Here is a 2,148-nt window from a genome sequence, read left to right on the forward strand (position 1 = left end):
CCTTTATGCTGCCATTTTAAGCCTTTTTGCTTCTTCAAGACGGATTGATCCCGTGGAAACCGATTTGACAATTTTTTTGAAATTATAAGCACTGCAGACCAGTGAAAATTCTCCAGCCACTTTTTCCTTACCCCGGACACTGAACCCTCTGAATCCTGAGTTCTTGATCTGGCCAAAAGGCGGTTCTGCAATCACCTTGCGACGCTCATAAACCGCTTTGGCCTCTTTGGTTTCCATTTTGCGGTTCATCGCCTGGCGTATGGCTTCGTGGCGGTCTGTGCGAATAACTTTCCCCGGGTCTTTGTCACCACTGCACCTTTTACGTAAGGAACATTACAATAGGTTCGAGGGCAAAGAAACTTTGACTGAGTTCAGTCACAATTACGAGCGTTTTGCATTATAATATAAGTAAGGCTAATAGTTGGGTGGTATGAAATTCACGATCATTTTGGCGGGGCTGCGTTCTGCGATTATGTACATCATTGGTAAGACGCTTACCAAGAAGTTTTTTGTTTGGCTGTTGCTTTATATTGCCGAGGCGGGCGTCAAGAGCATAAAAAAACCTATGACGACAAGCTGCTTGTCAAGGTGAAAACGGCGGTTAATGAAAGTAGAGATTCAGTGTGAACAGGACGCAGGCGGTGAGGCCGAGGCCGAGGAAGGTAACGAGAAACTGCCGGTTGCTGGCGGCTAATTTATCGGAGGTACTGGCCTGTATGGCCGCCAGTTCTTTGGTCATTTCTGTTTGCTGGCTTAAGAAACGTGCGTCTGTTTTTTGCTGAAACTCTAGTATGACCTTCTCTAACCGCAACAAATCTTCTTTAGTGGCAAGGTGGTCGGGGTTTAAAGAGGCCGCGACTTTATGGGCGGTTTTTTTGTCGATACCTGCTTTGACCAGCTCTTCAAACAGTTCTTCATTCATTATTTTGTCCTCTTTATTGTGTGGTAGCCAGTATAGCAAAGGGGGTTCGGATGCGCCTGACCATTGAACAGTTTGCCGGTCTTGCGCCCAAGGTCAGTCCAAAGAAACTGGGCGATGCTTTAGCGACCACCGCTGATAATGTCCGTTTGGACAAAGGACACCTGGCACCGTGGAAAGGTCTGCTGCCTGGCGGCGAGTCAGTGCCTGCTGGCTCTCAGTCGATTTACCCTTACAACAACGATTGGCTGGCGTGGTCTGCTGACGTGAATGTGGTGGGTAACATTACCCCGAACGATGTACGTCAACGGCTGGTTTATACCGGCGATCAGTACCCAAAAATTCGTTCTGGTAATGAAGAGTTCAGGTTGGGCATACCCTGCCCCTCCTGCGACCTCTGTTGTTAAAGTAGGCGACAGAGAATTTCTGACGTATGTCAGAAATCAGTCGTACCGGGTGTCGTTTGTGGATGCGTGGGGGGCGGAAGAGCCCTTGTCTGACCCCTCTTTGACCCATGAGATCGGCATTGGCGGCAAGGTGCAGGTCACTCTACCTGCGGTGCCGCAGGCAATTACAACTTTGGCGCTGGTGCCCGTAAGCTGATTTACCGCAGCAACAGCGGTTCGTCCTCTGCCATTTGGCAGTACGTGGGTGATGTGGCCATTACCGCAGATTCCTATAACGACACGAAAGAACCCGGCGAGCTTCAGGAGCAGGCGATCACTGAGAACTGGATCGGCCCACCTGACGACGACACCGCATTGTACCCTGATGGCCCGTTAATTGGCCTTTGTTCGGGATCGCTTTGCGGTTTTCAGGCAACACGGTTTGCCTGTCTGAGCCTTATGCCCCCTGCGTGGCCGCTGGATTTTCGTACCACGATCCCTGACGGTGAGATCAACGGCATAGTTCCAGTGGCATCCGGTCTGTTGGTCGTGACCGATAAAAAGCCTTATGTGGTACAGGGCAGTTCACCTTCTGCAATTGCAGCAATCCAGCTTGAAAGCAATCAATCCTGTGTATCCAAACGCTCCTTGGTAATTGTCCCGAAATAAAATCGACATTTCATTTTCATACTCTGGTACGGTCATGTAATTCCATTTCCTGATTACCACTGATCGTACGCATGAATCAGCTGCTATAATAAACGGCGATAGTCATGTGTTTTGAAGGTAAAACTGATGTGTGAAAATACCATTCAGTTCCAAAAAGGCATTGGCATTATGCAA

The 2,148-nt window shown here is 49.0% G+C and carries 3 protein-coding genes and 1 pseudogene; 2 read left to right on the forward strand and 2 right to left on the reverse strand.

What is annotated here, in order from left to right; genetic code table 11:
- Nucleotides 1-3: 3 nt before the first annotated feature.
- Nucleotides 4-321: pseudogene (locus KDK14_RS10790) on the reverse strand (transposase); the annotation flags it as partial.
- A 280-nt stretch (nt 322-601) separates the two neighbouring features.
- Nucleotides 602-922: a hypothetical protein gene (locus tag KDK14_RS10795; protein WP_257265115.1), complete on the reverse strand. Its 321-nt coding sequence runs from the start codon at nt 920-922 to the stop codon at nt 602-604.
- 50 nt (nt 923-972) lie between these two features.
- Here KDK14_RS10795 and KDK14_RS10800 point away from each other — a divergent pair, with 50 nt between their 5' ends.
- Complete coding sequence (locus KDK14_RS10800) at nt 973-1,326, forward strand: hypothetical protein (protein WP_257265116.1); 354 nt, start codon at nt 973-975, stop codon at nt 1,324-1,326.
- Nucleotides 1,327-1,575: 249 nt separating this feature from the next.
- Complete coding sequence (locus tag KDK14_RS10805; RefSeq protein WP_257265117.1) at nt 1,576-1,974, forward strand: hypothetical protein; 399 nt, start codon at nt 1,576-1,578, stop codon at nt 1,972-1,974.
- The last annotated feature ends 174 nt before the right edge of the window (nt 1,975-2,148 follow it).

Source organism: Endozoicomonas sp. ONNA2 (assembly GCF_024606365.1).
Taxonomy (GTDB): Bacteria; Pseudomonadota; Gammaproteobacteria; order Pseudomonadales; family Endozoicomonadaceae; genus Endozoicomonas.